1 protein-coding gene is annotated in these 979 nt (G+C 43.1%); it reads left to right on the forward strand.

Annotated features, from left to right (window positions below; translation table 11 throughout):
• On the forward strand, positions 1-973 hold a 973-nt coding region (locus U860_RS0130460), incomplete at its 5' end, for a serine hydrolase domain-containing protein (protein WP_025151426.1).
• Between the last annotated feature and the right edge of the window lie 6 nt (positions 974-979).

The raw sequence follows: 979 nt of genomic DNA on the forward strand, positions 1-979 counted from the left end.
GGGGATACTTGCTAAAACTTCCGAGGGCGGAAAAACGTGGAGTTATGCCGCTGGGATAGCGGATCTGAGAACCAAGAAACCAATGAAAACAGATTTTCGCTTTCGCATTGGCAGCGTGACGAAGACGTTCACCGCAACGGTTGTACTTCAATTAGCTGGAGAGAACCGCTTGAATCTAGACGACTCCATCGAAAAATGGTTGCCTGGTGTCATTCAAGGAAACGGATATGATGATAAACAGATTACTATCCGGCAGATATTGAACCATACAAGTGGGATCGCTGAATACTCAAGGTCAAAAGACTTTAATCTTATGGATACAAAAAAATCGTATACGGCTGAAGAATTAGTAAAGATGGGGATTTCTCTGCCCCCAGACTTTGCCCCAGGAAAGGGCTGGTCTTATGCAAATACAGGATACGTATTACTGGGTATCCTTATTGAAAAAGTAACCGGAAACAGCTATGCGGAAGAGATTGAAAATCGGATTGTTGAACCACTTGAATTGTCGAATACATTCCTACCTGGTAATTCAACCGTTATTCCAGGCACCAAGCATGCCCGTGGATATGTCCAACCAGACGGAGCAAGTGAGCTAAAAGACGTTACTTATTATAACCCAAGTATGGGTAGATCGGCTGGAGATATGATTTCTACTGCTGACGACTTAAACAAATTCTTCTCTTACTTACTCGGTGGTAAATTACTGAAGGAACAGCAACTAAAACAAATGCTTACTACAGTCCCTACAGGAACAGCTGAACTTGGCGAATACGGTCTTGGAATTTTCGAAACTAAGCTTCCAAACGGTGTCTCGATATGGGGACACGGAGGCAGTATTCCAGGGTTTCTTACTTTTGCTGGAGGTACACTTGGAGGCAAGCATACGTTGGCCGTCAATTTGAACAGCATGGGTAAAGCTAACGGTCCTGACCCTTTTAAAAATATTTTACTTGCCGAATTTAGCAAGTAGGTAAAA

Origin of the sequence: Bacillus sp. H1a, assembly GCF_000633475.1 — a bacterium.
GTDB lineage: Bacteria > Bacillota > Bacilli > Bacillales > Bacillaceae_G > Bacillus_A > Bacillus_A paramycoides.